At 66.5% G+C, this 23,872-nt stretch carries 22 protein-coding genes; 15 read left to right on the top strand and 7 right to left on the bottom strand.

Annotation, left to right across the window (positions count from 1 at the left end):
* The 5 genes from AC5P8Y_RS05590 to map all read left to right on the top strand — a co-directional run bounded on the left by AC5P8Y_RS05590 (position 1) and on the right by map (position 3,562).
* Complete coding sequence (locus tag AC5P8Y_RS05590; protein ID WP_164208163.1) at positions 1–1,065, top strand: GNAT family N-acetyltransferase; 1,065 nt, start codon at positions 1–3, stop codon at positions 1,063–1,065.
* Positions 1,066–1,068: 3 nt separating this feature from the next.
* The gene (locus tag AC5P8Y_RS05585; protein WP_445950133.1) at positions 1,069–1,953 is read left to right on the top strand and encodes an arginase family protein; all 885 of its coding nucleotides are present in this window, start codon (positions 1,069–1,071) and stop codon (positions 1,951–1,953) included.
* 176 nt (positions 1,954–2,129) lie between these two features.
* Positions 2,130–2,489, top strand: a complete 360-nt coding sequence (locus AC5P8Y_RS05580; RefSeq protein WP_024958234.1) for a bleomycin resistance protein — start codon at positions 2,130–2,132, stop codon at positions 2,487–2,489.
* A 67-nt stretch (positions 2,490–2,556) separates the two neighbouring features.
* Complete coding sequence (locus AC5P8Y_RS05575; protein WP_005412680.1) at positions 2,557–2,769, top strand: ParD-like family protein; 213 nt, start codon at positions 2,557–2,559, stop codon at positions 2,767–2,769.
* Positions 2,770–2,779: 10 nt separating this feature from the next.
* On the top strand, positions 2,780–3,562 hold the full coding sequence (gene map, locus AC5P8Y_RS05570) for a type I methionyl aminopeptidase (RefSeq protein ID WP_174842178.1): 783 nt from the start codon (positions 2,780–2,782) through the stop codon (positions 3,560–3,562).
* Here the strand turns inward: map and AC5P8Y_RS05565 are convergent.
* Entirely contained in the window at positions 3,559–4,173 is a 615-nt protein-coding gene (locus tag AC5P8Y_RS05565; RefSeq protein WP_049404764.1) for a LysE/ArgO family amino acid transporter, read from the bottom strand. The genes map and AC5P8Y_RS05565 overlap by 4 nt on opposite strands.
* A gap of 106 nt (positions 4,174–4,279) precedes the next feature.
* Here AC5P8Y_RS05565 and AC5P8Y_RS05560 point away from each other — a divergent pair, with 106 nt between their 5' ends.
* The 5 genes from AC5P8Y_RS05560 to AC5P8Y_RS05540 all read left to right on the top strand — a co-directional run bounded on the left by AC5P8Y_RS05560 (position 4,280) and on the right by AC5P8Y_RS05540 (position 9,957).
* Positions 4,280–5,176: a LysR family transcriptional regulator ArgP gene (locus AC5P8Y_RS05560; protein WP_012479551.1), complete on the top strand. Its 897-nt coding sequence runs from the start codon at positions 4,280–4,282 to the stop codon at positions 5,174–5,176.
* A 78-nt stretch (positions 5,177–5,254) separates the two neighbouring features.
* Positions 5,255–6,655 (top strand): TolC family protein, encoded by a 1,401-nt coding sequence (locus tag AC5P8Y_RS05555; protein WP_049404762.1) that lies wholly within the window; start codon positions 5,255–5,257, stop codon positions 6,653–6,655.
* Positions 6,648–7,661, top strand: a complete 1,014-nt coding sequence (locus AC5P8Y_RS05550; protein ID WP_049404760.1) for an HlyD family secretion protein — start codon at positions 6,648–6,650, stop codon at positions 7,659–7,661. The genes AC5P8Y_RS05555 and AC5P8Y_RS05550 overlap by 8 nt, the downstream gene beginning before the upstream one ends.
* Positions 7,646–8,833 (top strand): ABC transporter permease, encoded by a 1,188-nt coding sequence (locus tag AC5P8Y_RS05545; RefSeq protein ID WP_033834498.1) that lies wholly within the window; start codon positions 7,646–7,648, stop codon positions 8,831–8,833. The genes AC5P8Y_RS05550 and AC5P8Y_RS05545 overlap by 16 nt, the downstream gene beginning before the upstream one ends.
* Positions 8,830–9,957 (top strand): ABC transporter permease, encoded by a 1,128-nt coding sequence (locus tag AC5P8Y_RS05540; RefSeq protein ID WP_049404758.1) that lies wholly within the window; start codon positions 8,830–8,832, stop codon positions 9,955–9,957. Before AC5P8Y_RS05545 ends, AC5P8Y_RS05540 begins: the two co-directional genes overlap by 4 nt.
* A 128-nt stretch (positions 9,958–10,085) precedes the next feature.
* Here AC5P8Y_RS05540 and AC5P8Y_RS05535 read toward each other — a convergent pair whose 3' ends face one another.
* On the bottom strand, positions 10,086–10,454 hold the full coding sequence (locus tag AC5P8Y_RS05535) for a glycine zipper 2TM domain-containing protein (RefSeq protein ID WP_032965667.1): 369 nt from the start codon (positions 10,452–10,454) through the stop codon (positions 10,086–10,088).
* Positions 10,455–10,619: 165 nt separating this feature from the next.
* A complete protein-coding gene (locus AC5P8Y_RS05530) occupies positions 10,620–12,842 on the bottom strand; it encodes a methyl-accepting chemotaxis protein (RefSeq protein ID WP_049404799.1) in 2,223 nt (740 codons plus the stop codon).
* Between the two features lie 280 nt (positions 12,843–13,122).
* On the opposite strand from AC5P8Y_RS05530, the gene AC5P8Y_RS05525 reads away from it, so the two are divergent.
* On the top strand, positions 13,123–13,482 hold the full coding sequence (locus AC5P8Y_RS05525; RefSeq protein WP_033834496.1) for a barstar family protein: 360 nt from the start codon (positions 13,123–13,125) through the stop codon (positions 13,480–13,482).
* 29 nt (positions 13,483–13,511) lie between these two features.
* On the opposite strand, the gene AC5P8Y_RS05520 is transcribed toward AC5P8Y_RS05525, so the two are convergent.
* Positions 13,512–14,504, bottom strand: coding sequence for a glycosyltransferase (locus AC5P8Y_RS05520; RefSeq protein ID WP_049404756.1), 993 nt, complete (start codon positions 14,502–14,504; stop codon positions 13,512–13,514).
* Positions 14,504–15,781 carry an O-antigen ligase family protein gene (locus AC5P8Y_RS05515; protein ID WP_033834494.1) on the bottom strand — a complete coding sequence of 426 codons (1,278 nt, stop codon included), beginning with the start codon at positions 15,779–15,781 and terminating at the stop codon, positions 14,504–14,506. The genes AC5P8Y_RS05520 and AC5P8Y_RS05515 overlap by 1 nt, the downstream gene beginning before the upstream one ends.
* 226 nt (positions 15,782–16,007) lie before the next feature.
* Between AC5P8Y_RS05515 and mutS the strand changes: the two genes are divergently transcribed.
* The 4 genes from mutS (at position 16,008) to AC5P8Y_RS05495 (ending at position 23,169) form a co-directional block, all read left to right on the top strand.
* Positions 16,008–18,677 carry a DNA mismatch repair protein MutS gene (gene mutS / locus AC5P8Y_RS05510; protein ID WP_395760186.1) on the top strand — a complete coding sequence of 890 codons (2,670 nt, stop codon included), beginning with the start codon at positions 16,008–16,010 and terminating at the stop codon, positions 18,675–18,677.
* Positions 18,678–18,876: 199 nt separating this feature from the next.
* Positions 18,877–20,634, top strand: coding sequence for a hypothetical protein (locus AC5P8Y_RS05505; RefSeq protein ID WP_049404752.1), 1,758 nt, complete (start codon positions 18,877–18,879; stop codon positions 20,632–20,634).
* 180 nt (positions 20,635–20,814) lie between these two features.
* Complete coding sequence (locus tag AC5P8Y_RS05500; protein WP_005408605.1) at positions 20,815–22,458, top strand: catalase; 1,644 nt, start codon at positions 20,815–20,817, stop codon at positions 22,456–22,458.
* A gap of 108 nt (positions 22,459–22,566) precedes the next feature.
* The gene (locus AC5P8Y_RS05495) at positions 22,567–23,169 is read left to right on the top strand and encodes a DUF937 domain-containing protein (protein WP_005408604.1); all 603 of its coding nucleotides are present in this window, start codon (positions 22,567–22,569) and stop codon (positions 23,167–23,169) included.
* 38 nt (positions 23,170–23,207) lie between these two features.
* On the opposite strand, the gene AC5P8Y_RS05490 is transcribed toward AC5P8Y_RS05495, so the two are convergent.
* Positions 23,208–23,615 (bottom strand): RNA-binding S4 domain-containing protein, encoded by a 408-nt coding sequence (locus AC5P8Y_RS05490; protein WP_005408603.1) that lies wholly within the window; start codon positions 23,613–23,615, stop codon positions 23,208–23,210.
* A 9-nt stretch (positions 23,616–23,624) separates the two neighbouring features.
* Positions 23,625–23,864 carry a hypothetical protein gene (locus AC5P8Y_RS05485; RefSeq protein ID WP_005408602.1) on the bottom strand — a complete coding sequence of 80 codons (240 nt, stop codon included), beginning with the start codon at positions 23,862–23,864 and terminating at the stop codon, positions 23,625–23,627.
* Positions 23,865–23,872 lie beyond the last annotated feature (8 nt).

The following is a 23,872-nucleotide window of genomic DNA, read 5'->3' as shown; positions in this document are numbered from 1 at the left end:
ATGGAGATGACGTCACGCGCATCCAGCACCGCGCTGGAACCGGCCGCGCTGCTGGAGGGCTTCCTGGCCCACCCGCCGCTCGGATTCGAGGCAGGCCGCCTTCCCAGCGGCCTGCCGACGTTCCGTGCGCCGCTGGACCTGACCACCACGATGGACGACGCGCTGCGCAGCAAGCTGCTCGGCCTGCCTCTGTCGCGCCTGTGGCGGCCTTGGATCACCTGGAAGACCCGCTTCGTCGGTGCCACCAGCACCGAGTACACCCCGCTGCCGGCGCACGTGGCGCCGGAGGCGCTGGCCGAGGACGTGACGCGTCACGCGATCGGCGATACCCGGCTGCTGGTGGTCAAGGACCTGGCCATCGATTCACCGCTGCTGGACGACGCGGCCAATGCGCACAGCGCGGCGTTCCTGCAGGCCTTGCTGGCGCGCGGCTTCGTTGAACTGGAAGGCATGCCGCTTGCCTGGGTGGCGATCGATTTCGATTCGCTCGATGGCTACCTCGGCCGCCTGTCGCCCTCGCGCCGCAAGAACATCCGGCGCAAGCTCCGTTCGCGTGATGACCTGCAGATCGACTGCATCGCCACCGGTGATCCGGCCCTCGCCGACCCGCAGCTGCAGGCCGAACTGTATGCGCTGTACCTGGGCGTGTATGCGCAGAGCGCGGTGCATTTCGACCAGCTCGACCTGCCCTACTTCCAGCATCTGCTGGCCGACAACCAGGGCCAGGGACGGATGTTCCTGTATCGCCACCAAGGGCAGCTGATCGGCTGGAACCTGTGCTACATCCACACCGGAAAGCTGGTGGACAAGTACATCGGGCTGGCCTATCCGCAGTCGCGCGAGCACAACCTGTACGCGGTCAGCTGGATGCACAACCTTGAGTACGCGCTGCAGCACGGCCTGAGCCACTATGTGGCCGGCTGGACCGACTCGCGGATCAAAGCCGAGCTGGGCGCCCGCTTCACCTCCACCCGGCACGCGATCCACGCCCGTTCCCCGCTGCTGCGCGCTGCCCTGCGCAAGCTGGCGCCGCATCTGCAGGGCGAACCTGATGGAGGCGGCTGAGCGATGCCGTTGCGTTCTCCGTTGATCCTCGACCTGGACGGTGGCGTGCTGCCGCTGCCCCAGGCGCAGACCCTGGCCCTGCCGCAGTGGCACGACCCTCTGCGCTTCGCCTGCAGCAATGCCACCCTGCACCGTTTCGCCGCCGAAGTGCTGGCGCCGCTGCCCGCGCAGCTCGGCACCGTGATGCTGGGCAGTGGCGACTTCCATCATCTCAGCCTGCCGCTGTTGCGCCGCATGCGCACACAGGCGCCGTTCCAATTGGTGGTGCTGGACAACCATCCGGACAACATGCGTTTTCCGTTCGGCATGCATTGCGGCTCATGGGTGAATGCCGCCAGCAAGCTGCCGCAGATCTCGCACACCCATGTGCTCGGCATCACCTCCAGCGACATCGGCCTCGGCCATGCCTGGGAGAACCACTGGCGCCCGCTGCTGGGCGGTCGCTTGACGTACTGGTGCATGGACGTGGATGTCAGCTGGGGCCATCGCCTCGGCATGGGCCACGCGTTCCGCCGCTTCGAGCACCCCGAAGCGCTGGTGGCCGCGTTCGCTGCCGAACAGGCCAAGTCGCCGCAGCCGGCCTACCTGTCGATCGACAAGGACGTGTTCGCCGAGGACGTCGCGCGCAGCAACTGGGACCAGGGCCGATTCCAGCTGGAAGACGCACTGGTGGTGATCGAGGCGCTGCGTGCCGGCGGCCTGGTCGGCAGTGACATCACCGGGGAAGTGTCGCTGGCCCACTACCAGAGTCGCTTCAAGCGCTGGTTGTCGTCGCTGGATGGCCAACCGGACATCAGCGCCGAAGATCTTCCTGCCTGGCAGGCGCGTCACCAGCAGGTGAACCGCGAACTGCTGGCGGCAATCGCCGCCGTACCAACGGCCTGCTGATCGCGCCGGTCGTGCCAGCCGCTGGCCGGCATGGCTTCGGTAGTGCCAGCCGTTGGCCGGCATGGCTTCGGTAGTGCCGGCCGCTGGCCGGCAATGCCAACCAAGGTTGGCATCTACCGGACCAATGCCGGCCAGCGGCCGGCACTACACTGGACTCCCGTCCCGGAGCCCTCGTCATGCCCCAGACCGTCATTCCGCAGCTGCGCATGCGCCACGCCGACACCACCCTGCCGTTCTACGTGCAGGGGCTGGGCTTCGTGGTCGACTGGGAACACCGCTTCGAACCCGGCTTCCCGCTGTTCGCCCAGCTCACCCGCGACGGCCAGACGATCTTCCTTACCGAACACAGCGGCGACTGCGAGGTCGGCGGCGCGGTGTACTTCATCGTTGACGACGTCGACAGCCTGCACCGCGCCTTCGGTGCCGCCAACGTCCCAATCGAGCAGCCCCCGCATGACACCGAATGGGGCAGCCGGGAAATGCTGCTGCGCGACCCGGATGGCAACCGGCTGCGCTTCGCCACCCACACCGACTGAATGACGTTGGCTTGAGATGGATATACGAAACATATACGATTCGTATATTCATACTTCGAGGCCATCCATGGGCATCGTCAACATCGATGACACCCTGCACGACCAGCTGCGCCGTGCCTGCACCGTCTCCAGCCGCTCGATCAATGCCCAGGCCAACTTCTGGATCCGGGTCGGCATGCTCTGCGAGCTGAACCCCACGCTGAGCTTCCAGGACATCGTCGCCAGCGAGCTGCGCGCGGCCGGTGTGCAGCCACCGCTGCTGCCCCCGGGCCAGGTCTGAGCCGATGGGCATCATCAAGCGCCCCGACGAGATCGCGCTGATGGCCGAATCGGGTCGCCTGCTGGCGCAGGTGTTCGCCGCACTCGACCAGCTGCCGCTGCAGGGCCGCAGCACGATGGAGGTCAACGATTTCGTCGAACGCATGATCGTCGATGAACTGCGGGCGCGGCCGGCCAGCAAGGGCCAGTACGGCTTTCCCTACGTGCTCAATACCTCGATCGACAACGTGATCTGCCACGGCGTTCCCAGCACCACCGACGTGCTGCGCAACGGCCAGATCGTCAACCTCGACATCACCCTGGAGAAGAACGGCTACATCGCCGACTCCAGCACCACCTACCTGGTCGGTGAGGTCGACTACGCCGCGCGCAGGCTGGTGCAGGCCGCCTACCAGGCGATGTGGAAAGGCATCGCCGCGGTGCGCCCGGGCGCACGCCTGGGTGACATCGGCCACGCCATCGCCCGCCACGCGCGCAGCCACGGCTACAGCGTGGTGAAGGAATACTGCGGCCACGGCATCGGCCAGGAAATGCACGAGGAACCGCAGATCCTGCACTACGGCCACCCCAACACCGGCATGGTGCTGGAAGAAGGCATGGTGTTCACCATCGAGCCGATGCTCAACCAGGGCAAGCCGGCCATCCGCCAGCAGCCGGACGAATGGCCGGTCTACACCCGCGACGGCAAGCTGTCGGCGCAGTTCGAACACACCGTGGCGGTCACCGGCAGCGGCGTGCGCGTGCTGACCCTGCGCCCGGGCGAAACACCGTTGTGCGCGGTGGATGCCGCCTAGAGCGGGCGCAACAGCAACAGCATGGCAAGGCAGAGCATGAACATCGCCACGCCTGCATCCAGCACCCGCCACGCAGACGGCCTGCGGAATACCGGCTGCAGCAGCCGCGCGCCATAGCCCAGTGCACAGAACCAGATCACGCTGGCTGCGCAGGCGCCGGCTGCAAACGCCCAGCGCAGATCGCCCGGGTAGCGCGTGGACAGGCTGCCCAGCAGCACCACCGCATCCAGGTAAACGTGCGGATTGAGCAGAGTGAAGGCCAGACAGGTCAGCAGCACCTGCCGTCGATCGCCACCGTCCACGTCACCCGCCGCCAGTGCACTGCCACCGCGCCACGCACGCATCCCGGCCTGCAGGCCATACCAGAGCAGGAAGACCGCACCACCGATGCGCAGCACCTGCAGCAGCAACGGCCACTGCAGCACCAGCGCGCCCATGCCGCCCACGCCGGCCAGGATCAACGCGATATCCGCGCCGGCGCAGGCCAGCACCACCCTGCCCACATGACGTTGTTGCAGGCCCTGGCGCAGCACGAAGGCATTCTGTGCGCCGATGGCGATGATCAGGCCGGCGCCCGCGAAGAGGCCGGCGACGGTAGCGGCAATCCACATCGGGACAGGCCAGGCAGCGAGGGGACGCGCAGGGTGCGGCCAACAGCCTTGTTTAGACAAACTGATTTTTCTTTATCCTGTGCAGGAAAACTGAAGAGGCACCGGCATGGACCTGGTACACCCGCAACTGGCCGCGTTTGCCGCGGTGCTGGAGGAAGGCAGCTTCGAGGCTGCGGCACGCCGCCTGTCGATCAGCCCATCAGCACTGTCGCAGCGGATCAAGGCTCTGGAAGACCGGCTCGGGCAGGTGCTGGTGGTGCGCCAGGCGCCATGCCGCCCCACCGCCGCCGGTGAGGCGCTGCTGCGCCGGGTGCGACCGATGCAGGCGCTGGAGGCCGAGGCATTGGCCGAGCTGCTACCCGAGCGTGGCAGCAGCGACGCTGCGCGCACCCCGATCCCGCTGGCGGTCAATGATGATTCGCTCGATACGTGGTTCGTGCCGGCCATCGCCGACCTGCACCAGCGCCATGGTTACCTGTTCGACCTGCGCATGGACGACCAGGACCACACCCTGCGGTTGCTGCGCGACGGCAGCGTGCTGGGTGCGGTCACCGCCGAAAGCCAGCCGGTGAAGGGCTGCAACGTGCACCCGCTCGGCGCCATGCGCTACCAAGCGATTGCTTCGCCCGGCTTCGCCCGCCAGTACTTCAGCGATGGCATGGACGCCACGGCACTGGCACGCGCGCCGATGCTGGTGTTCAACCGCAAAGATGAACTGCAGTGGCGCTTCGTGCGTCGCCTGACCCGCGCGCGGCTGCAGCCGCCGCTACACTACCTGCCCTCCTCCACCGGTTTCGTCGAAGCCGCCGCGTGCGGACTCGGCTGGGGCCTGGCCCCGGAAACCCTGGCCGCGCCCGCTGTGCGCGCCGGCCGCGTGGTGGTACTGGAACCCCGCCGCTGGCTCGATGTGCCGTTGTACTGGCAGCATGCCGCCGTGCGCTCAAGCACGCTGCAGCACATCACCCAGGCGCTGCGTACTGCGGCCAGCGGCACCCTTCGTTGAGGAAAGACCGATGACCGCAGACCCGGGCTTCACACCATGCGCACTACCGTTTGCGCACTTCTTTACCACTGGGACGGCATGGGCGTGATCGGCCGACGTACAAGGATGCACAGCGCGAAAGTCGCGTTGACCCTGGCAGCCTGCCTGCCGCTTGCGGCGGCAGCGCAGAGCAGTGCCGATGCACCCGCACTGGACTGGGAACAGGCGCGGCAACGCCTGGAGCAGGTCTCCGATGCGCTGGCCGCTGCCGATGCAGCCGTTCGCAACAAGCAGGACCTGCAGGACGCCACCCGGCTGCTTCGCCTGCCGGAGATCACCGGCGAAGTGCGCCGCCTGCAGTTCCAGAAGACGCTCACTCTGCCGCTGGGCTCACTGGCGCCGGTGGCTGAAGCCTTCGGCATCGATTCGCCGCTGTCGTTCACCGAGCGCGACTGGCGCACCCGTCCAGTGGTCACCGCGGTGCTGCCGCTGTACACCGGCGGCGTGATTCCGGCCGCGCAGCGTGCGGCCAGTGCCGCCCACGAACAGGCCAGCGCCGAGCGCGAAGCACAACGTCAATCGCTGATCGTGCAGCTGGCCCAGGCCTACTTCGGGCAGCGCCTGGCCGAGCAGGCGGTGGACGTGCGCCGTGACGTGCGCGATGGCCTCAACCGCCACCTGTCCGATGCAGAGAAGCTGGAACGCGAGGGTTTCGCCACCCGCGCGCAGCGCCTTCAGGCCACCGTGGCCCGCGACAAGGCCGAGCGCGAATACCAGAAGACAGTGAACGACCTGGCCACGCTGAAGGCCGCGCTGGCCACGCTGCTGCGCAGTGGGGGCGAGGTGCAGCCGGTTTCGCCGCTGTTCGTGCAGCGCGTGCCGCTGGAACCGGTAGCCAGCTTCGAGCGTACTGCGCAGGCGCGCCAGCCGCAGATCGCACGCCTGCGGGCCATGGTGGCGCAGGCCGAACAGGGCGTGCGCGTGCAGCAGGCCAAGCTGAAACCGCAGATCTTTGCCTTCGGCCAGTACGACTTCCGCCGCCGCGACGAAATGCTGACCGATCCGGACTGGGCGTTTGGTATCGGCCTGAAGTACACCTTCCTGTCGCCGAACTCGCGGCCGGCACAGATCAGCGCCGCGCGCGCGCAGCTGGACCAGGCCGAAGCGGGCCTGCGCGAGGCCGAGAACCAGGTCGCGCTGGGCGTGCGCAAGGCCTGGAACGAACTGGAGACCGCGCGCCAGCAGTACGTGCTGCTCGACAGCAGCATCACCCAGGCACAGGAAAACCTGCGCCTGCAGGAGCTGGCGTTCCGCGAGGGCCAGGCCACCTCGCTGGATGTGATCGACGCGCGGCTCGGCCTGGGCGGTGCCCGTGTAGAGCGCGCACAGGCCGCCTACCAATACGATATTGCGCTGGCGCAGTTGCTGGAGGTCAGTGGACAGATGGACCGTTTTGAAGAATTCCGGCGCCGTGCGGACGAGGTGATCGACCATGAGTGATGTGCTGCACGACGATGCGACAACACCCCCGGCCAAGCGCCGCCTGGGCCCGATCCTGGTAGTGGTGCTGCTGGTCGCGGTGGTGCTCGGCCTGTGGCTGGCCTGGCGCAGCCCGGCCGACCAGATCCAGGGCATGGCCGACGCGGACACCATCAACGTGGCCGCCAAGATCACCGCGCGCGTGGCGGAGTTGAAGGTGCGCGAGGGCGACCGCGTGCAGCCCGGGCAGGTGCTGTTCCTGCTCGACAGCCCCGAAGTGGCCGCCAAGGAACAGCAGGCCCACGGCGCGTTGGCCGCCGCACAGGCGGTGGCCGACAAGGCCGACGAAGGCGCGCGCAGCGAAGACATCCGCGCCGCCGAAGCGAACTGGAAGCGCGCCGAAGCCGGTGCAACGCTGGCCGAAGCCACCTACCAGCGCGTGCAGAACCTGTTCAACGAAGGGGTGATGACCCGGCAGAAGCGCGATGAAGCGCATGCCCAGGCCACCAGTTCGCGCGAACTGGCCCGTGCCGCGCGCGCGCAGTACGACATGGCGTTGGCCGGCGCACGCGAGCAGGACAAGCGTGCCGCTCAGGGCCAGGTGCAGCAGGCGCAGGGCGCGGTGGCCGAAGTCAACGCCGCCCGTGCCGAAGTCGAAGGACGCGCGCCTGTGGCGGGCGAGATCAACAAGCGCATGGCCGACCCGGGCGAACTGGTGCCGGCCGGCTACCCGGTATTCACCCTGGTCGACATCGGTCGCATGTGGGTGGCGATGAACCTGCGCGAATCACAGATGCAGGGCCTGAAGATCGGCAGCAAGCTGCAGGGCAACGTGCCGGCACTCGGCCTGGACGGCGAGTTCGAGGTCTACTTCATCAACCCTGCCGGCGACTATGCGACCTGGCGTACCACCCGCCAGTCGTCCGGCTACGACGTCCGCAGTTTCGAGGTGCGGGTGCGCCCGGTACGCCGCATCGAGGGCTTCCGCCCCGGCATGAGCGTGCTGTTTGCATGGCCCCAGCACTGAGCCCGGACCGCAACGGCTTCGCTGCTTCGTGGCGGCGCGAGCTGCAGTCGCTGCGCGGCAACCGTGCCGACCTGCTGCTGGTCACCGTGCTGCCCCTGCTGATGCTGGCGGTGATGGCGTGGATGTTCTCGCCGTCGGTGATGCGCGACATCCCCATTGCCGTGGTCGACCTCGACCACAGCAGTGACAGCCGCCTGCTGCTGCGCATGCTCGATGCCAGCCCCGGCGTACGCATCGCCAGCCAGCCGGCGGACCTGGAGGACGCGCGTTCGCAGCTGCGCAGGCTGGACGTGTTTGCCATCGTACTGGTGCCGCGCGATGTCACCCGGCAGGCGCTGCGTGGACGCCAGGGCACGGTGTTCGCCTATTACAACGCCACCTACATGACCACCGGCCAATCTGCGTCGCGCGATATCGGCGACGCAGTCTCGGCCTGGAACGCACGCCTGCTGCGCGAACGCATCGGCCTGCAGGTCGGCCCCGGCAAGCTGCGTGCGGCACCGATCGCGGTGCAGTCGGACATCCTGTACAACCCTGCGCGCAGCTACGAGTTGTTCCTGCTACCGCTGATCTTCCCAGCCGTGCTGTCGCTGGTACTGGCACTTGCGGTGGCCGGCAGCCTCGGCCGCGAGATCCGCGACGGCACCCTGCCCGCCTGGCTGGGTCGAACGCCGTGGTCGGCGATTGCCGGCAAGGTCGCGCCGTACATCCTGCTGTTTTCGCTGTATGGCGCGCTCGGCATCGGTTACCTCGCCTGGCTGCGCGGCGATGGTGTGGCCGGCAGCGTGCTCCTGCTGCTGCTCGCACAGCCACTGTTCTACCTGGCCACGGCCGCCTACGCGTTGTTCTTCGTCGGCGTCACCCGCGACATGGGTACCGCGCTGTCCGCGGTCGGCCTCAGCATCGGCACCGCACTGGCGTTCTCCAGCGCTACCTTCCCAGTGCTGGATGGCCCCCTGTTCACCCGCATCTGGCATCAGCTGCTGCCACTCAGCGCCTACATCAAGCTGCAGACCCAGCAGCAGTTCATCGGTTCGCCGCTGCAGGTTTCGGTGTGGCCGTTGGCCACATTGCTGCTGATGGCGGTGGTGGCAGGAGGCATTGGCGGCCTGCGCCTGATCGCCTTTGCGCGCACGCCGAAAGCCGCGCAGCCTGCGGGAGCTGACGCATGAGCGTGCTCTGGCGCAGCCTGCGGCAGACCCTGACGGCGGTGCTGTGCGACCGCTACGCGATCGTGGTGATGGTCGGTGCGGTGATCCTGTATTCGTTCTTCTATCCAGCCGCCTACCGGCACCAGGTGGCCGGCAACCTGCCGGTGCTGGTGGTGGACGAAGACCATAGCGCGACCAGCCGCGAACTGCTGCGCAAGCTCGATGCGCTCCGCGTCGCACACGTGGTCGGGCAACCGGCGGACATCGACAGTGCGCGTCAGCAGCTGGAAGCCGGCCATGCCGAAGGCATCGTGCTGATCCCGGCCAACCTGGAGCGCGACATCCTGCGCGGCCACCCGGCCAAGCTGGTGCTGCTCGGCAACGGCGCCTACCTGGGCCGTGCCAGCTGGGTGCTGGGCAGCGTGGCCGATGCACTGGGCGCGTTCGGGCGTGACGCCGTGGTCGGCCAGGCCGCCTTCATGGGCGCGCCACAGGCGCCGCCGGTCACCCTGGTGCAGCGCCCGCTGTACAACACCCAGGAAGGCTATGGCAGCGCCATCGTGCCCGGTGTGGCTGAGCTGATCGTACACCAGACCCTGCTGATGGGCATCGGCGTGCTGCTCGGTGGTCGTCGTCTTGCACTCGGCCGGCGCCTGCGCTTCGACCTCCCGACCCTGGCCGGCATGGCGATGGGCTTCGGCCTGATCGGCCTGTTCGGCCTGTTCTGGTACGCCGGGTTCACCGCCTGGGTGCAGGACTATCCGCGCGGCGGGAACCCACTGGGCCAGCTGCTGGGCGGCACCCTGTTCATCGCCGCTACCGTGGTTTTCGGTCTGTTCGTCGGCAGCTTCTTCCGCACCCGCGAACGCGCCTTCCAGTACATCATCGCCACCTCGATCCCTCTGTTCTTCCTGGCCAACCTGTCGTGGCCGGCAGTGATGACGCCGCAACCGCTGGTCTGGCTGGCGCAGCTGCTGCCTACCACCTCCGGCATCAACCTGATGGTGCGGCTGAACCAGATGGACGCCAGCCTGGCCGACGTCAGCCACGAACTGATCACCCTCACCGTCCTGCTGCTGCTCTACGGCAGCCTCGCCACCTGGCGCCTCCTCGCAAAAAAGGGGACGGAGGGGATTAAGTCGTAAACGGCAAGGTTGGGGGATTGCGACTTAATTCCCTCCGTCCCCTTTTTTCTGCAACGAAGAACGCCGGCGTGGGGCCGGCGTTCGGGTACTGCGGTGTGGAAGGGGAAACGGGGGCCTTCGGCGATCGATCAGCGGTAGACGCGTTCGCAGCGACGTTCAACCACGCGGTCACCGTTCTTCTGCTGCTGGTTGCCTTGGATCTGGCGGCCGGCCGCACCACCGGCCACAGCGCCGGCCACCGTCGCAAGCTTCTTGCCGTTACCGCCGCCCACCTGGTTGCCCAGCAGGCCGCCGATCACTGCGCCGGTAGCGGTACCCGTGATGCGGTTCGGATCGCGCGAGTTGCGCTGCACTTCCACGTTCTTGCAGACCACGCGACTGCCGTCGTTGAACTTGCGTCCCTCATCGCGCGGCCCATACGTCTGCGCACCGGCCACCGACGAAGCCGCCAGCAGCGTGCCCAGCACAAGCAATCGGGTCGAGGTCTTCATGGCCATCTCCTGAGTTCCGGTATGGCGCAAGTGTCCTCCTGCGGTTGGCAACCGGAAGTGAAATGCGCGTGTCCGCCGCCTCATCGGCCATCGCGCGTTCAGGAAGAAATCCGAGCTCATCACGATCAGCCAGCGTGATAGGCGCTGTCTTCCTACCGGCATTGCCCTCTGCTAGAACTCTTCCCAACCGCCCGCATTGGCGGCCAGCGTCGGTTCCATCCGCGGCGGCAGCACCGCCGGCCGGCGTACCGGTGCAACCGATGCCGCCACGGCTGCCAGCGCCGGGCGGACCGCTGCGGCGGCGGTCACCGCCCCCGTGCGGAACACCGAAACTGCTTCGGCCAGCAGGTTGGCCTGCTCCTCCATGGAGCGTGCCGCCGCGCTGGCTTCTTCCACCAGCGCCGCATTCTGCTGCGTGGTCTCGTCCATCTGCACCACCGCCTGGTTCACCTGTTCGATACCAGAGCTCTGCTCCTGCGAGGCGGCAGAGATATCTGCCATGATGTCGGTCACGCGCTGCACCGAGGCCACGATCTCGCCCATCGTGGTGCCGGCCTGACGAACCAGCGCCGATCCATCGGCGACCTTACCGACCGAATCCTCGATCAGGCCCTTGATCTCCTTGGCCGCACCGGCCGAGCGCTGCGCCAGCGTGCGCACCTCACTGGCCACCACCGCAAAGCCCCTCCCCTGCTCGCCGGCACGCGCAGCTTCCACCGCCGCGTTCAAGGCCAGGATGTTGGTCTGGAACGCGATGCCGTCGATGACACTGATGATCTCGGCGATCTTCTTCGACGAGGCTTCGATGGCCGACATGGTGGTGACCACCTGGCCGACCACCTCGCCGCCCTGTGAGGCGACGCCATGCGCACCGATGGCAAGCTGGTTAGCCTGGCGTGCGTGCTCGGCGTTCTGTTTCACGGTGGAGGTCAGTTCCTCCATCGACGCAGCCGTCTCTTCCAGGTTCGCCGCCTGCTGCTCGGTGCGCCGCGACAGATCGGTGTTGCCCGAAGCGATCTCGCCTGCCGCCAGGTTGATGCTGGACGCGCTGGACTGGATACGGCCGACAATCTGCTTGAGCTGATCGACGGTGGCGTTGCAGTCATCACGCATGCGGGCGAACACGCCGTGGAAGTCGCCCTGAATGCGTACAGTGAGGTCACCGCGCGAGATCGCCTGCAGCAGGGTCGACACCTGCACCAGGTTCTCGTCGGTGGTCTGCATCAGGCGATTGAGCCCGGCCACCATGTCGCGGAAATCATAGGCGAAGCGATCTTCATCGCCGCGCAGGCTGAAGTCGCCGGCGGCTGCGGCCGTCGCCAGCCGGCGGATCTCACCGTTGATCGCCGACAGGCTGGTCTTGGTTTCGTCCATGGCCTGGGTGATTGCGGCCTTCTCGCCCGGCAACGGATCCATGTCCACTGACAGATCACCGCGGGCGTAATGCTTCATTACTTCGATCAGCCGGTTCTGCACCTGCACATGCGAACCGACCAGCGCATTGGTCTCGTGCACCATGCGCCCGTAGTCGCCAGGAAAAGCACTCTCGTCCATGCGATAGCTGAGGCTGCCCGCGTCGTGCTGGCGGGCCAGTTCACCCTGCGCCGCCATCACCGACTGCAACTGCGCCTGCATGCGCTGCATCGACCTGAGCAGCTGCGTCACCTCATCGTTGCCGGACGCGTCGATGCTGCTGTCCAGCCGCCCGTTGGCGATGCCGTCGGCCAGCTTCACCGCACCTTCCAGCGGACGGGTCAGGCTGCGGGTGATGGCCCACGCGGCCAGCGAGCCCAGTACCAGGCTCAACACGCCGAACACGATCGACAACGTGCCGGTCCAGGATTCGGTTGAACGGTATTCCTCGCGACTGCGCTCGGTCAGTGTCTCCTGATGCCGCAGCAGGGTCGAGATCGCCCCATTCCATGCGGTGGCCAAGCCGTGCTCGGCGAGCAGCTCCTTGGCTGCACCGTCGAAATCCCCGGCCTTCATGCGCTCGTGCAGATGCAGGGTGGAGGCGTCGGTGGCCTTGCGTGCCGCGTCGATTTTCGCCACCAGGGCATCACCAGTGGCGTCGCGTGGAATCTTGATGTACTTGGCCCAGATACCGTCGTAGGTCTGCGACAGCTCCTGCGCCTTCTGATAATCCTTGTCGAAATCCTCACCGCGCTTGATCACCATCAGCCGGCGATGCATCAGCACCGCGTTGTTGGTATCCAGCATGTCGTTCAACAGCCGCATCTTCACCATGTTGACGTCCACCACTTTCTCGAACTGGGCGGACTTCAGGTGGTTTCCGTACAGCACGAGGCCAACGATGGCCACGATGAACAGCAGCAGCAAACCGAACCCGGCACCCAGCCGGGATCCCACTCGGAGGTTGCGTAAGGCGAGCATCTCAATTCCCTTGATCATGGCCGTATGAAGGGTGACGGCGCAGCGGAGGGAAACTTTACGGGACTTTATATATGGACCGATCCAAATATATGGAACTGTGCAGGCAGTCAGAAAATGCAGCGACCAATAATGGCGCCACATCATTACCGAATGCCACTGACACGCCAGCGCCCGATGAAAATTACACAAATTGACACCATAATCACGCCTACCCCATCCAAGGCGGCCCGGATTATCTGCGCCGGACACAACCGTCGCCCGGGCGGGCTACAGTCTGCAGATGACACGGATCCCACACATCGAAGGCGCGTCCATCAACGACATCATGGCCAACGAAGACTGGCAGCTGGGCGCAAGCCTGGACGCGCTTGATGACCCGCTGCACGGCAGCTACGGCGCGCTCGCCGGTCATGCCGCCACCACGATGGTGTGGCGTGACATCGCCCACGGCCGCGAGGCACTGGGCCGCGAGACCACGCGCGCCTGGCTGCGGTCCAAACTCGATCAGGACGGCAGGTTCAACGGTCCGGTCATCCAGCCTCAGTTGACGGCACTGTCGATTGGCCAGGGACAGGCCTACTTCGAGATCGTCATGGAGATCTTCGGCAGCCATCCGCAGATCACCCTGGTGCCAGGCTGAGCACTCTGCAGCAACCAGCCCCCATCAGCTCAAAGCTTGGCCAGGGCCTCGCCCAGACGGCGTGGGAACGCCACTTCGCTGGCCAAGTGCCATGCGCGTGCATTGGCGCCCAGCCGGGTCCACTCGGCCTCATCCATCGCCAGCGCACGCTCGACGGCCTGTTCCAGCGCCTTCTCATCCACATGCCAGGTTCTGGACAGATGGCAGGGCTCGCCCTCGTGCGCGGCGACCAGGATACCGCGGCTGTCGTCGATCATCTGGTTCATCGGCGCGCCGTCGCAGGTGATCACCACCGCGCCGCAGCTCATCGCTTCCACCAGGTAATGGCCCCAGCCTTCGGTCTGCGACAGGCACAGGTGAAACGCATGTTCGTTCTGCAGGCGCTGCACCTCCTGGTCGGGCAGCCGCTCGCGGACGATCCGCAGGTTCGCGGCCCCGCCCTCATCTTCGTCCGAAGGGCCGCCGCGCAGGATGGTCAGCAAGGGCCACTCAGGGTGCCGCTTCCAGACATTGACGAGTGCAGCCGTCCCCTTCATGCGACTGGTACCGGCCGCATGCAGGAAGCTGCGCGGTCTGCGCGGCACCGCTGGGTCGTAGCGGTCACGGCTGCAGAAACCGACTTCCAGCGCGCGCATGCCCAGTGCGTTGAAGATGCGCGTGGCTTCTTCGGTCTTGGTCAACAACGCATCGAACCGCGGCAGGATCCGCAGGCTGCGTGCGGACACCCATTCCGGATTCGGAATCAACAGATTGACCTCGGCCAGTCCAAAGCTTGCCGGCCGGACATGCTCCAGCGAGATGTTGATGTCGAACCGGGCCGGCGTGCGCCCCAAGCTGAGCCACGAGGCCAGCAGCCTGCGCAGGCGCATCCCGCGCAGTTTCCAGGCACCACCATTGCGCACCGCGTCCAGACGGCTGACCGTCACCGTGTGCCCGAGCTGCTGCAATGAGCGCTCGATCACCTGGATGTCATGGGACAGGCCACGCTGGTTGTCGGCGGCCAGTAGATGGATATGCGCCATCAGGACGGACTCCCTGGCCGATGCAGATTACGCGCCGGCAAGGCGGTCGCCATCATGAAGCCCAGCACCAGGTAGAAATAGAACGAATGCGGCATCGCCCGGTAGAACACGTTGTCCGTGAACGCCGAAAGCGCATAGACGATGACCACGGCAAGTCCGGCGATGGCGATCGTCGCGGTGATGTCGTCGGCGTGGCCGAGGCGCCGCACGAAATGAATGCCGGGCAGGATGAAGACCAGCAGCATGATCAGCAGCAACGGCACGCCACCGGTCACCGCCGCTTCCAGGTACTCGTTATGCGGGTGGTTGTAGCGGAAGATCGACTCGGACACCTCGCCGCGGGCGATGCCCTCACGTGCATAGGTACCGAACTGGTTCAGGCCCACCCCCGCCACGGGATGCTCGGCGAAGGCGTCGACCGCCACGCCCCACATGGCGATGCGCTCGCGGACCGAGCCGACCTCCTTTTCCTGGTTGAAGCCGGAGATCTCGCCACTGACCTCACCGAAGCGCTGGATCACCTCGTGGTTCAGCACCGAGGTGGCGCCGACCACGCCGATGGCCAAGGCACCGACGAAGACCAGTGCCCCCCGCCAGCGCCGGGTTCGCCGGACGTGCACCACAATCACCATCAGCATGGCGGGAATGAACGCCAGGATCGGCCCGCGACTCTGCGCCAGGATCGAACCGTAGACGCCGACGGCGATGGCCACGCCGTGCAGCCAGCGTTCGGCCGGATGCACATTGGGCTGGATCAACCGGATGACCGAGAACAACGCCATGCACAGCGTCACCATGGTGAACTCGATGGCCGTCCATTCGCCGCCACTGAAACCGTGCGCGCGTTCAAGACCCATCACGTGGTGCTGCACGATGCACGACCCGCCGAAGACCAGGGTGGAAACGGCGAAGATCTTCCAGATCAGGCGCCAGTCCAGCGCAGTGGCGAACACAGCAGCGGTACCCAGGTAGAGCAGTGTCTGCGCCGGCAGATCCAGCTCGTTCCAGCGCAGCCCGTGCCAGAGGATGCTGTAGAAGGCATAGGCCAGGCGCAGGAAGCAGACGATCACGATGAACCGGGCGATGCGGTAGCGCAGGCGGACATCGGGCTGGCGGCGAATCAGAACCACGCCGGTGACCAGCAGGGCCAGCAGCAGCACCGCCTTCAGCAAGGTGTAGGGTGCGGAGCCGGCAAGCGGAACGATGGCGACCAGGATGCTCAGCAGGACGGTACGCCAAGTGTAACGAGGTTCGGCGGCCATGCAGGCTGCAGTCATGCTTGTTCTTTCCATCAACGCCCGCCCGGGGACAAGTCGCCCCGTTTTCCATGGAGGCCGCTTGGCGGAGATCGCCGGGGCTGACACTACCGTGGGACCCTGGGGAAATCAACCAAAGTGCCGGGGCAGGGGCGCAGGCGTTGGCACACGGACAGCCTCCAGGCCCAGCGCGGGTGCCGCGGATCATCGACCGCCCCAGGTCGCTACACTAATGACCTCTCCGGCCATGCCTGCGCGTGGTCACGCCCCGACGCCCTGCCCAAGACGCGAAACGCCCCAAGTGACTGATACAAAAGACAACACCAGCAACGCCAAGGCGTCCAAGGATCACACCCCGCTGATGAAGCAGTTCTTCGCAGCCAAGTCCGACTACCCGGACCTGCTGCTGTTCTTCCGCATGGGCGACTTCTACGAGCTGTTCTACGACGACGCGCGCAAGGCCGCGCGGCTGCTCGACATCACCCTGACCCAGCGTGGCAGCTCCGGCGGCGCGCCGATCCCGATGGCCGGCGTGCCGGTGCATGCCTACGAAGGCTACCTGGCACGGCTGGTGGCGCTGGGCGAGTCGGTGGCGATCTGCGAGCAGATCGGCGACCCGGCACTCGCCAAGGGCCTGGTCGAACGCAAGGTGGTGCGCATCGTCACCCCCGGCACGGTCACCGACGAAGCGCTGCTGGACGAGCGCCGCGACACCCTGCTGATGGCGCTGTCGCGCAGCAAGCAGGGCTACGGCCTGGCCTGGGCCGACCTGGCCGGTGGTCGCTTCCTGGTCAACGAGGTGGAAACCGACGACGCCCTGGAAGCCGAGCTGGCACGGCTGGAGCCGGCCGAGCTGCTGGTGCCCGACGAGGAGAACTGGCCGGAGTTCCTGCGCCAGCGCACCGGCGTGCGCCGCCGTGCGCCTTGGCTGTTCGACGCGGACAGCGGCCGCCGCCAGCTGCTGAACTTCTTCAAGCTGCACGATCTGAGCGGCTTCGGTATCGATGACAAGCCCCGTGCCACCGCCGCCGCCGCCGCCCTGCTCGGCTATGTCGAGGAAACCCAGAAGCAGCGCCTGCCGCACCTGACTTCGATCGCGATGGAAACCGCCGGCGAGGCGATCGCGATGAACGCCGCCACCCGCCGCCACCTGGAATTGGACACGCGTGTCGACGGTGATACCCGCAATACCCTGCTGGGCGTGCTCGACAGCACGGTGACACCCATGGGTGGGCGCCTGCTGCGCCGCTGGCTGCACCGCCCGCTGCGCCTGCGCGAGGTGCTGGTGCAGCGCCACCACGCGGTGGAAACCCTGATCGATCGCGGTGCGGACGCCGACATCCGCGAGCAGTTCCGCCGCCTCGGCGATCTGGAACGCATCCTCACCCGCGTCGCGCTGCGCTCGGCGCGCCCGCGCGATTTCTCAACCCTGCGTGACGGCCTGGGCCTGCTGCCGGCGGTGCGCGAAGTGCTGGCCCCGCTGGACTCGCCGCGCCTGCAGGCCCTGCACGCGGCGCTGGGCGAACACGACGCGTGCGCGCAGCTGCTGGCCAGCGCCATCGCCGAGATGCCGCCGCTGAAGCTGAGCGACGGCGGCGTGCTGGCCGATGGCTTCGATGAAGAGCTGGACGAGCTGCGCCGGCTGTCCACCCATGCCGACCAGTTCCTGGTCGACCTGGAACTGCGCGAGCGCGAGAGCAGCGGTATTCCCACCCTGAAGGTGGGCTACAACCGCGTCCACGGCTACTACATCGAAATCAGCAAGGGCCAGTCCGATCGTGCGCCGGTGCACTACACCCGCCGGCAGACGCTGACCAATGCCGAGCGCTACATCACCGAAGAACTGAAGGCATTCGAGGACAAGGTGCTGTCCGCGCGCGACCGTTCGCTGTCGCGCGAGAAGTACCTGTACGAGCAGCTGCTGGACACCCTTGGCGGGCAGTTGGAACCGCTGAAGCAGTGTGCCGCTGCGCTGAGCGAACTGGACGTGCTGGCCGCCTTCGCCGAACGCGCGCAGGCGCTGGACTGGGCGCGCCCGGAGCTGCAGGCCGAGCCGTGCCTGAAGATCGAACGCGGCCGCCATCCAGTAGTCGAAGCGGTACGCGAACAGCCGTTCGAACCCAATGACCTGGACCTGTATCCGGACCGTCGCATGCTGGTCATCACCGGCCCGAACATGGGCGGTAAATCGACCTACATGCGGCAGAACGCGCTGATCGTGCTGCTGGCCCACATCGGCAGCTTCGTGCCGGCCAGCCGGGCGGTGATCGGCCCGATCGACCGCATCCTGACCCGCATCGGCGCCGGCGACGACCTCGCCCGCGGGCAGTCGACCTTCATGGTCGAGATGGCCGAGACCAGCTACATCCTGCACCACGCCACCGCCCATTCGCTGGTGCTGATGGACGAGATCGGCCGTGGCACCTCCACCTACGATGGCCTGGCGCTGGCCGACGCGGTGGCCCGCCACCTGGCCTACCAGAACCGCTGCTACACGCTGTTCGCCACCCACTACTTCGAGCTGACCGCGCTGGCCGACGAACAGCACGAGGGCGGCCGCAGCGGCATCGCCAACGTGCACCTGGACGCGGTCGAGCACGGCGAAGCGCTGGTGTTCATGCACGCAGTGAAGGACGGCCCGGCCAACCGCAGCTTTGGCCTGCAGGTGGCCGCACTGGCCGGCCTGCCGCGCGCCACCGTGGCGCAGGCACGGCGTCGACTGGCCGAGCTGGAACAGCGCGGCGCTGAAAGCCACGCCGCCGAGCTGGCGCCGCAGGCGCTGGATGCCCCGCAGCAGTTCGGGCTGTTCGCGGCGCCATCCAGCAAGGCGCAGGAAGCGCTGGCGGCGATCGATCCGGACGAACTGACGCCGAAGCAGGCGCTGGAAGCGCTGTATCGGCTGAAGGCACTGCTGTAAGTGCGCCTGGCCAGGGGGCACCATGCCCCCCTGGAAGCCACCGCGGAGAATCCTGCATACTCGGCCACGCAGACCGCCACAGGGGAGCTGGGGCGCCGTTCCGCACAGTCACTGAAACTGCGATCCCAGCGGCATGCAATGGGGCCGGGCAACATGCCGCGGCATCGAAGCGAAGGGATTCGATCACGAGGGAACGAACATGCGGCGTACGGTTCTAGCGTTGTTGCTGGTGTGTGGCGTGGCCGATGCACAGGAATTCGTAAGCAGCGAGCGTACCTACGACGAACGCCTGCGGGGTGCGCGGGTCTCGGCGCTTGGCGATGATCTGTTTGGTGATTCCCTAAACAGGAAGGATGGCACGCTGCAGTTCTCGCAGACCGATGTCGTGGTGCCGACCAGCAGTGGAATGCGGGTCGCATTCACCCGCACAACGCCGAAGCAGAAACAGGGACTGGATCGCGCTGCCGCCCCGCTGGGGGCGTCCTGGGAGATCGATGCCCCCTACATGATGGGCTCCTACGATCAACGCCGGGGCTGGAACGCGGCGGGCGGCGGCCGCTGCAGCGGCAGCAACCTGTCCCCGACCGAGTGGGTGGGCCCGTCACCGGACTTCAACACCCGGGTCATCCCGAAGCACACCTATTGGAGCGGCATCTTCATCAACCTCCCTGCGGTCGGTTATGAATCCCTGTTGCTGAAGGAAGCAGGGGCAAGCCTGCCCCAGGATGGGGCAACCTACATTGGTACCTCGGCCAGCCAGTGGCGCGTCAGCTGCCTGCCAGCCATCAGGAATGGAACCGGCGAAGGTTTTGTGGTGCGGACCACCGATGGCACCCGTTACTTCTTCGATTGGATGGCGGTCCGCGACCAGCACGACGTGCTGGCCAACGAGTACTATCGTGATGGCAATGGCAATGGCACATCGCAGCCCTACCTGCTGGTTCCGGTCGTCGATGTCTTCCTCTACGCGACACGTGTCGAGGACCGCCACGGCAACTGGGTCAGTTACAGCTACGACGGTGCCAACCCGACCCGCCTGCTGGCGATCATTTCCAATGACGGAGCCCGGATCGATATCGACTATGACGCGCAGGGCAAGATCGGCGCCGTCCGGGCCGGGGATCGCACCTGGCGTTACAACTACGTCGACAGCTACTGGGGGCGCACGCTCAACGAAGTCGTACTTCCCGACCAGTCGCGCTGGACCTTCTCCACCGACCGCCATGTGGGCGCCATGCCGTGGACGATGGTGCCCCCCGTCCTGAATCCAGGCTTCTACATGAATTCCTGCGCGCAGAATGCAACGGGATTCCGCTCGGAAGATGCCGGCGACCCGGCCTTCAACGATGTGATCACCATGCGCCATCCCAGCGGTGCACAAGGGGTGTTCTCGCTTCGCCAGTTGATCCACGGATCGGACAATACGCCTGGCAGCTGCGGCATCATCGGCACTAGTTCCTCCAACTTCGGGTTTGGCTCATTCGGCATTCCCAATGCCTACATGGCCAAGTCGCTGGTATCCAAGACCCTGTCCGGGCCCGGCATCCAGCCCGCCTCCTGGACGTACACATACTCACCACACTGGTCATTCACCGGTGGCTGCACCTCCAACTGCGTTTCAACAACCTGGGAAAACCGGCCCGACGGCGTGCAGGCCGAGTATGTCTTCGGCAACGACTACACCGCCAACATCGGCGACCTGCAGATCGAGCGCCTTCGCCGTGCCGGCCTGGTGGTACAGGAAACCCGGTATGTGAAGGCAGGCGCATCGGGGCCCTACCCCGCACGCTATGGAACGCAACTGGCGCCACGCGGGAATCCGCTGACCACCCAGATCCGGCCGATGCAGGACACCCAGCTGCGCCGGGACGGGATGCTTCATCGTCGTTATGTGGATGCATTCGACGGCCTAGCACGCCCGGTGCGCATCGTCGAATCGAGCACTGCTGGCCCATGATCGGAGCGTGTCGGGACGCGAGCCGCCGGGCGACCGGAACAAGGCCCCGGCAATGAATTCCCAACAATCGATAGACAGAAGCTATAGAAGTGAATGATTCATTCGATTATTCATTTCATCTGGCCATAGCTAAAGTCGAGTGAAGATGTTCCACCCCGTCTTCACCTGCAGGAGCCAGCCATGAGCCAGTCCGATAACAACAGCCCCAAGTGCCCGTATCACACCGCGCCGTCGCCGGCGGAAGGCGCCCAGCAGCAGCGTGAACTGAGCACCACGCCCAAGCAGAAGCACGGCGATGATCCGGTCACGCCGATGACAACGGCCTTCGGCGCACCGGTGGTGGACAACCAGAACAGCAAGACCGCCGGCCCACGTGGCCCGCTGCTGATGGAAGACGTCTGGCTGCTGGAGAAGCTGGCCAACCTCAACCGCGAGATCATTCCCGAGCGCCGCATGCACGCCAAGGGCTCGGGCGCGTTCGGTACTTTCACCGTCACCCACGACATCAGCAAGTACACCCGCGCCAAGCTGTTCGAGAAGGTCGGCAAGCAGACCGAGATGTTCGCGCGCTTCACCACGGTGGCCGGCGAGCGTGGCGCCGCCGACGCCGAGCGTGACATCCGCGGCTTCGCGCTGAAGTTCTACACCGAAGAAGGCAACTGGGACCTGGTCGGCAACAACACGCCGGTGTTCTTCCTGCGCGACCCGCGCAAGTTCGCCGACCTCAACAAGGCCGTGAAACGCGACCCGCATACCAACCTGCGCAGCGCGCGCAACAACTGGGACTTCTGGACGTTGCTGCCCGAAGCCCTGCTGCAGGTGACCGTGGTGATGAGCGACCGCGGCATCCCGCGCAGCTTCCGCCACATGCACGGCTTCGGCTCGCACACCTACAGCTTCACCAACGCCGACAGCGAGCGCTTCTGGGTGAAATTCCACTTCGTCAGCCAGCAGGGCATCGAATCGCTGACCGACGCGCAGGCGCAGATCCTGGTCGGCCATGACCGCGAAAGCCACGGCCGCGACCTGTTCGCCGCAATCGAGAAGGGCGACTTCCCGAAGTGGAAGCTGTTCATCCAGGTCATGCCCGAGCTGGAGGCGGAAACCTACCGCATCCATCCGTTCGACCTGACCAAGGTGTGGCCGAAGAGCGACTACCCGCTGATCGAAGTGGGCCAGTTCGAACTCAACCGCAACCCGGTCAACTGGTACCAGGACGTCGAGCAGTCCGCGTTCGCACCGAGCAACCTGGTGCCCGGCATCGGCCCGTCGCCGGACAAGATGCTGCAGGCACGCCTGTTCGCCTATTCCGATGCGCAGCGCTACCGCTTGGGCGTGAACCACCACCAGATTCCGGTGAACGCCGCACGCTGCCCGGTGCACAGCAACCACCGCGACGGTGCGATGCGCGTGGACGGCAACTACGGCGGCCTGCCGCACTACGAGCCGAACAGCTACGGCCAGTGGCAGGAACAGCCGCAGTACCGCGAGCCGCCGATGAAGATCCGCGGTGACGCCGACTTCTGGAATTTCCGTGAGGACGACGCCGACTACTTCAGCCAGCCCGGTGCGCTGTTCCGCAGCTACAACCAGGCACAGAAGGACCGCCTGTTCGCCAACACCGCCCGCGCCCTGGGCGATGCGCCGGACTTCATCAAGCAGCGCCACATCGACAACTGCAGCAAGGCCGACCCGGCCTATGGCGCTGGCGTTGCCGCAGCGCTGAAGGCGCTGGCCAGCCAGCCGTCGGATCCGTTCAAGCCGGCGCAGCCGGAAGCGGACTTCCCCACCGCGACCCCGGGCGCCGAAGACATCGAGCTCTGATCGCCCTGCCCCGTGAACAGCACGCCGCCTCCCCTTGAGGCGGCGTCGCCGTTTTAACGGTCCGCGTCGTACCTTCTGCAGGCCCCACCCCAATCAAGGATTCCGCAGATGAGCCTCACCGACGAACTTCTCGCCAAACTGCAGGGCGCACCGCTGCAGCAGGTGTCGCAGCAGCTCGGCATCAGCGACACCCAGGCTTCCGGTGCGATCAGTGCCGCGCTGCCGGTGCTGATGGGCGCGCTGGGCAACAACGCCTCGCAGCCGCAGGGCGCGCAGGCGCTGCTCGGCGCGCTGCAGAACAACCACAGTGGGCTGGACCTGGGCAGCGTGCTCGGTTCGGTACTGGGCGGCGGTGGCGGTGGTGCCGCCAGCGACGGCGCCGGCATCCTCGGCCACATCTTCGGCGGCAACCAGCAGAAGGTGGAAACCGGCCTGGCCCAGGCCACCCAGCTCGACAGTGGCCGCACCAGCCAGCTGCTGCAGATCCTCGCACCGATCGTGATGGCTTTCCTCGCCCAGCGCCTCGGTGGCGGCCAGGCCGACGCCGGCTCGCTCAGCCAGGCCCTCGGTCAGGAAAAGCAGCAGGTGCAGCAGCAGGGCGGTCTTGCCGGCGGCCTGCTCGGCAGCCTGCTGGACCAGGATGGTGACGGCCAGCTCGGCGTGGGCGATCTGCTGAAGATCGGCGGCAGCCTGCTGGGCGGCAAGCGCTGAGCCAAGGGGGCGCCGGATCCGGTCTGGCGCCCTGCTGCTTACAACGCGTCGATATCGCCGAGCGCGCGGATCAACCGCCGTGCGCGCTTGTCCGGCTTGTGCTCCGGCGGCTGGAAACCATCGCGCGCCGCGATGCGCAACGCGCGCTGTTCGGCACGGCGCGCCTTCGAGGCCTCACTCTCGGCATACAACTGCTGCGCCGTCGGCGCCGGCCCGCGCTGGTCGCTCAGGCCCAGCACCTGGATCTCGAAATGCTCTTCGCCGCGGTCGACCTGCAGCTGCTCACCGACGCGCACTGCGCGTGAGGATTTCGGGCGCTGCCCGGCGACGCTGACCTTGCCGGTCTCGATGGCCTGCTTGGCCAGGCTGCGGGTCTTGAAGAAACGGGCCGCCCACAGCCAGATGTCCAGGCGGACACTGGGCGACAGCGGGGAAAGCTCGGTCATCGGCAGGGACTACTCCGTTCGCTTGTTCAGGGGACGCGGGTTGTCGGGGTCGGTGCGGCAGCCACTGCCCCCGATCAAGGTGGGAACGCCGGCGGAAAGATCCTGGCGCTGGCTGCCGACCAGGCACTCGGGGCGGTCGGTTGGCCGCACCTGGGTATCGCCCAGCCGGTCACCTGTCGAACATGCGGCCAGCGCGGCGCCGATCAAGGCCAGCGCCAGCCTTCGCTTCACCTGCAGTCGTTGACGCATTGCCACAT

Source organism: Stenotrophomonas sp. YJH_SMC_12-1, from assembly GCF_059370935.1.
Note: the sequence above shows the minus strand (reverse complement) of the source record. Positions and strands in the feature narration are given on the sequence as shown.

Excerpts from the sequence above, each read along its gene's own strand:
- AC5P8Y_RS05590 (WP_164208163.1), top strand. The coding sequence starts at position 1 with ATGGAGATGACGTCACGCGCATCCAGCACCGCGCTGGAACCGGCCGCG.
- AC5P8Y_RS05585 (WP_445950133.1), top strand. The coding sequence starts at position 1,069 with ATGCCGTTGCGTTCTCCGTTGATCCTCGACCTGGACGGTGGCGTGCTG.
- AC5P8Y_RS05580 (WP_024958234.1), top strand. The coding sequence starts at position 2,130 with ATGCCCCAGACCGTCATTCCGCAGCTGCGCATGCGCCACGCCGACACC.
- AC5P8Y_RS05575 (WP_005412680.1), top strand. The coding sequence starts at position 2,557 with ATGGGCATCGTCAACATCGATGACACCCTGCACGACCAGCTGCGCCGT.
- AC5P8Y_RS05565 (WP_049404764.1), bottom strand. The coding sequence starts at position 4,173 with ATGTGGATTGCCGCTACCGTCGCCGGCCTCTTCGCGGGCGCCGGCCTG.
- AC5P8Y_RS05560 (WP_012479551.1), top strand. The coding sequence starts at position 4,280 with ATGGACCTGGTACACCCGCAACTGGCCGCGTTTGCCGCGGTGCTGGAG.
- AC5P8Y_RS05555 (WP_049404762.1), top strand. The coding sequence starts at position 5,255 with ATGGGCGTGATCGGCCGACGTACAAGGATGCACAGCGCGAAAGTCGCG.
- AC5P8Y_RS05550 (WP_049404760.1), top strand. The coding sequence starts at position 6,648 with ATGAGTGATGTGCTGCACGACGATGCGACAACACCCCCGGCCAAGCGC.
- AC5P8Y_RS05545 (WP_033834498.1), top strand. The coding sequence starts at position 7,646 with ATGGCCCCAGCACTGAGCCCGGACCGCAACGGCTTCGCTGCTTCGTGG.
- AC5P8Y_RS05540 (WP_049404758.1), top strand. The coding sequence starts at position 8,830 with ATGAGCGTGCTCTGGCGCAGCCTGCGGCAGACCCTGACGGCGGTGCTG.
- AC5P8Y_RS05535 (WP_032965667.1), bottom strand. The coding sequence starts at position 10,454 with ATGGCCATGAAGACCTCGACCCGATTGCTTGTGCTGGGCACGCTGCTG.
- AC5P8Y_RS05530 (WP_049404799.1), bottom strand. The coding sequence starts at position 12,842 with ATGCTCGCCTTACGCAACCTCCGAGTGGGATCCCGGCTGGGTGCCGGG.
- AC5P8Y_RS05525 (WP_033834496.1), top strand. The coding sequence starts at position 13,123 with ATGACACGGATCCCACACATCGAAGGCGCGTCCATCAACGACATCATG.
- AC5P8Y_RS05520 (WP_049404756.1), bottom strand. The coding sequence starts at position 14,504 with ATGGCGCATATCCATCTACTGGCCGCCGACAACCAGCGTGGCCTGTCC.
- AC5P8Y_RS05515 (WP_033834494.1), bottom strand. The coding sequence starts at position 15,781 with ATGACTGCAGCCTGCATGGCCGCCGAACCTCGTTACACTTGGCGTACC.
- mutS (WP_395760186.1), top strand. The coding sequence starts at position 16,008 with ATGCCTGCGCGTGGTCACGCCCCGACGCCCTGCCCAAGACGCGAAACG.
- AC5P8Y_RS05505 (WP_049404752.1), top strand. The coding sequence starts at position 18,877 with ATGCGGCGTACGGTTCTAGCGTTGTTGCTGGTGTGTGGCGTGGCCGAT.
- AC5P8Y_RS05500 (WP_005408605.1), top strand. The coding sequence starts at position 20,815 with ATGAGCCAGTCCGATAACAACAGCCCCAAGTGCCCGTATCACACCGCG.
- AC5P8Y_RS05495 (WP_005408604.1), top strand. The coding sequence starts at position 22,567 with ATGAGCCTCACCGACGAACTTCTCGCCAAACTGCAGGGCGCACCGCTG.
- AC5P8Y_RS05490 (WP_005408603.1), bottom strand. The coding sequence starts at position 23,615 with ATGACCGAGCTTTCCCCGCTGTCGCCCAGTGTCCGCCTGGACATCTGG.
- AC5P8Y_RS05485 (WP_005408602.1), bottom strand. The coding sequence starts at position 23,864 with ATGCGTCAACGACTGCAGGTGAAGCGAAGGCTGGCGCTGGCCTTGATC.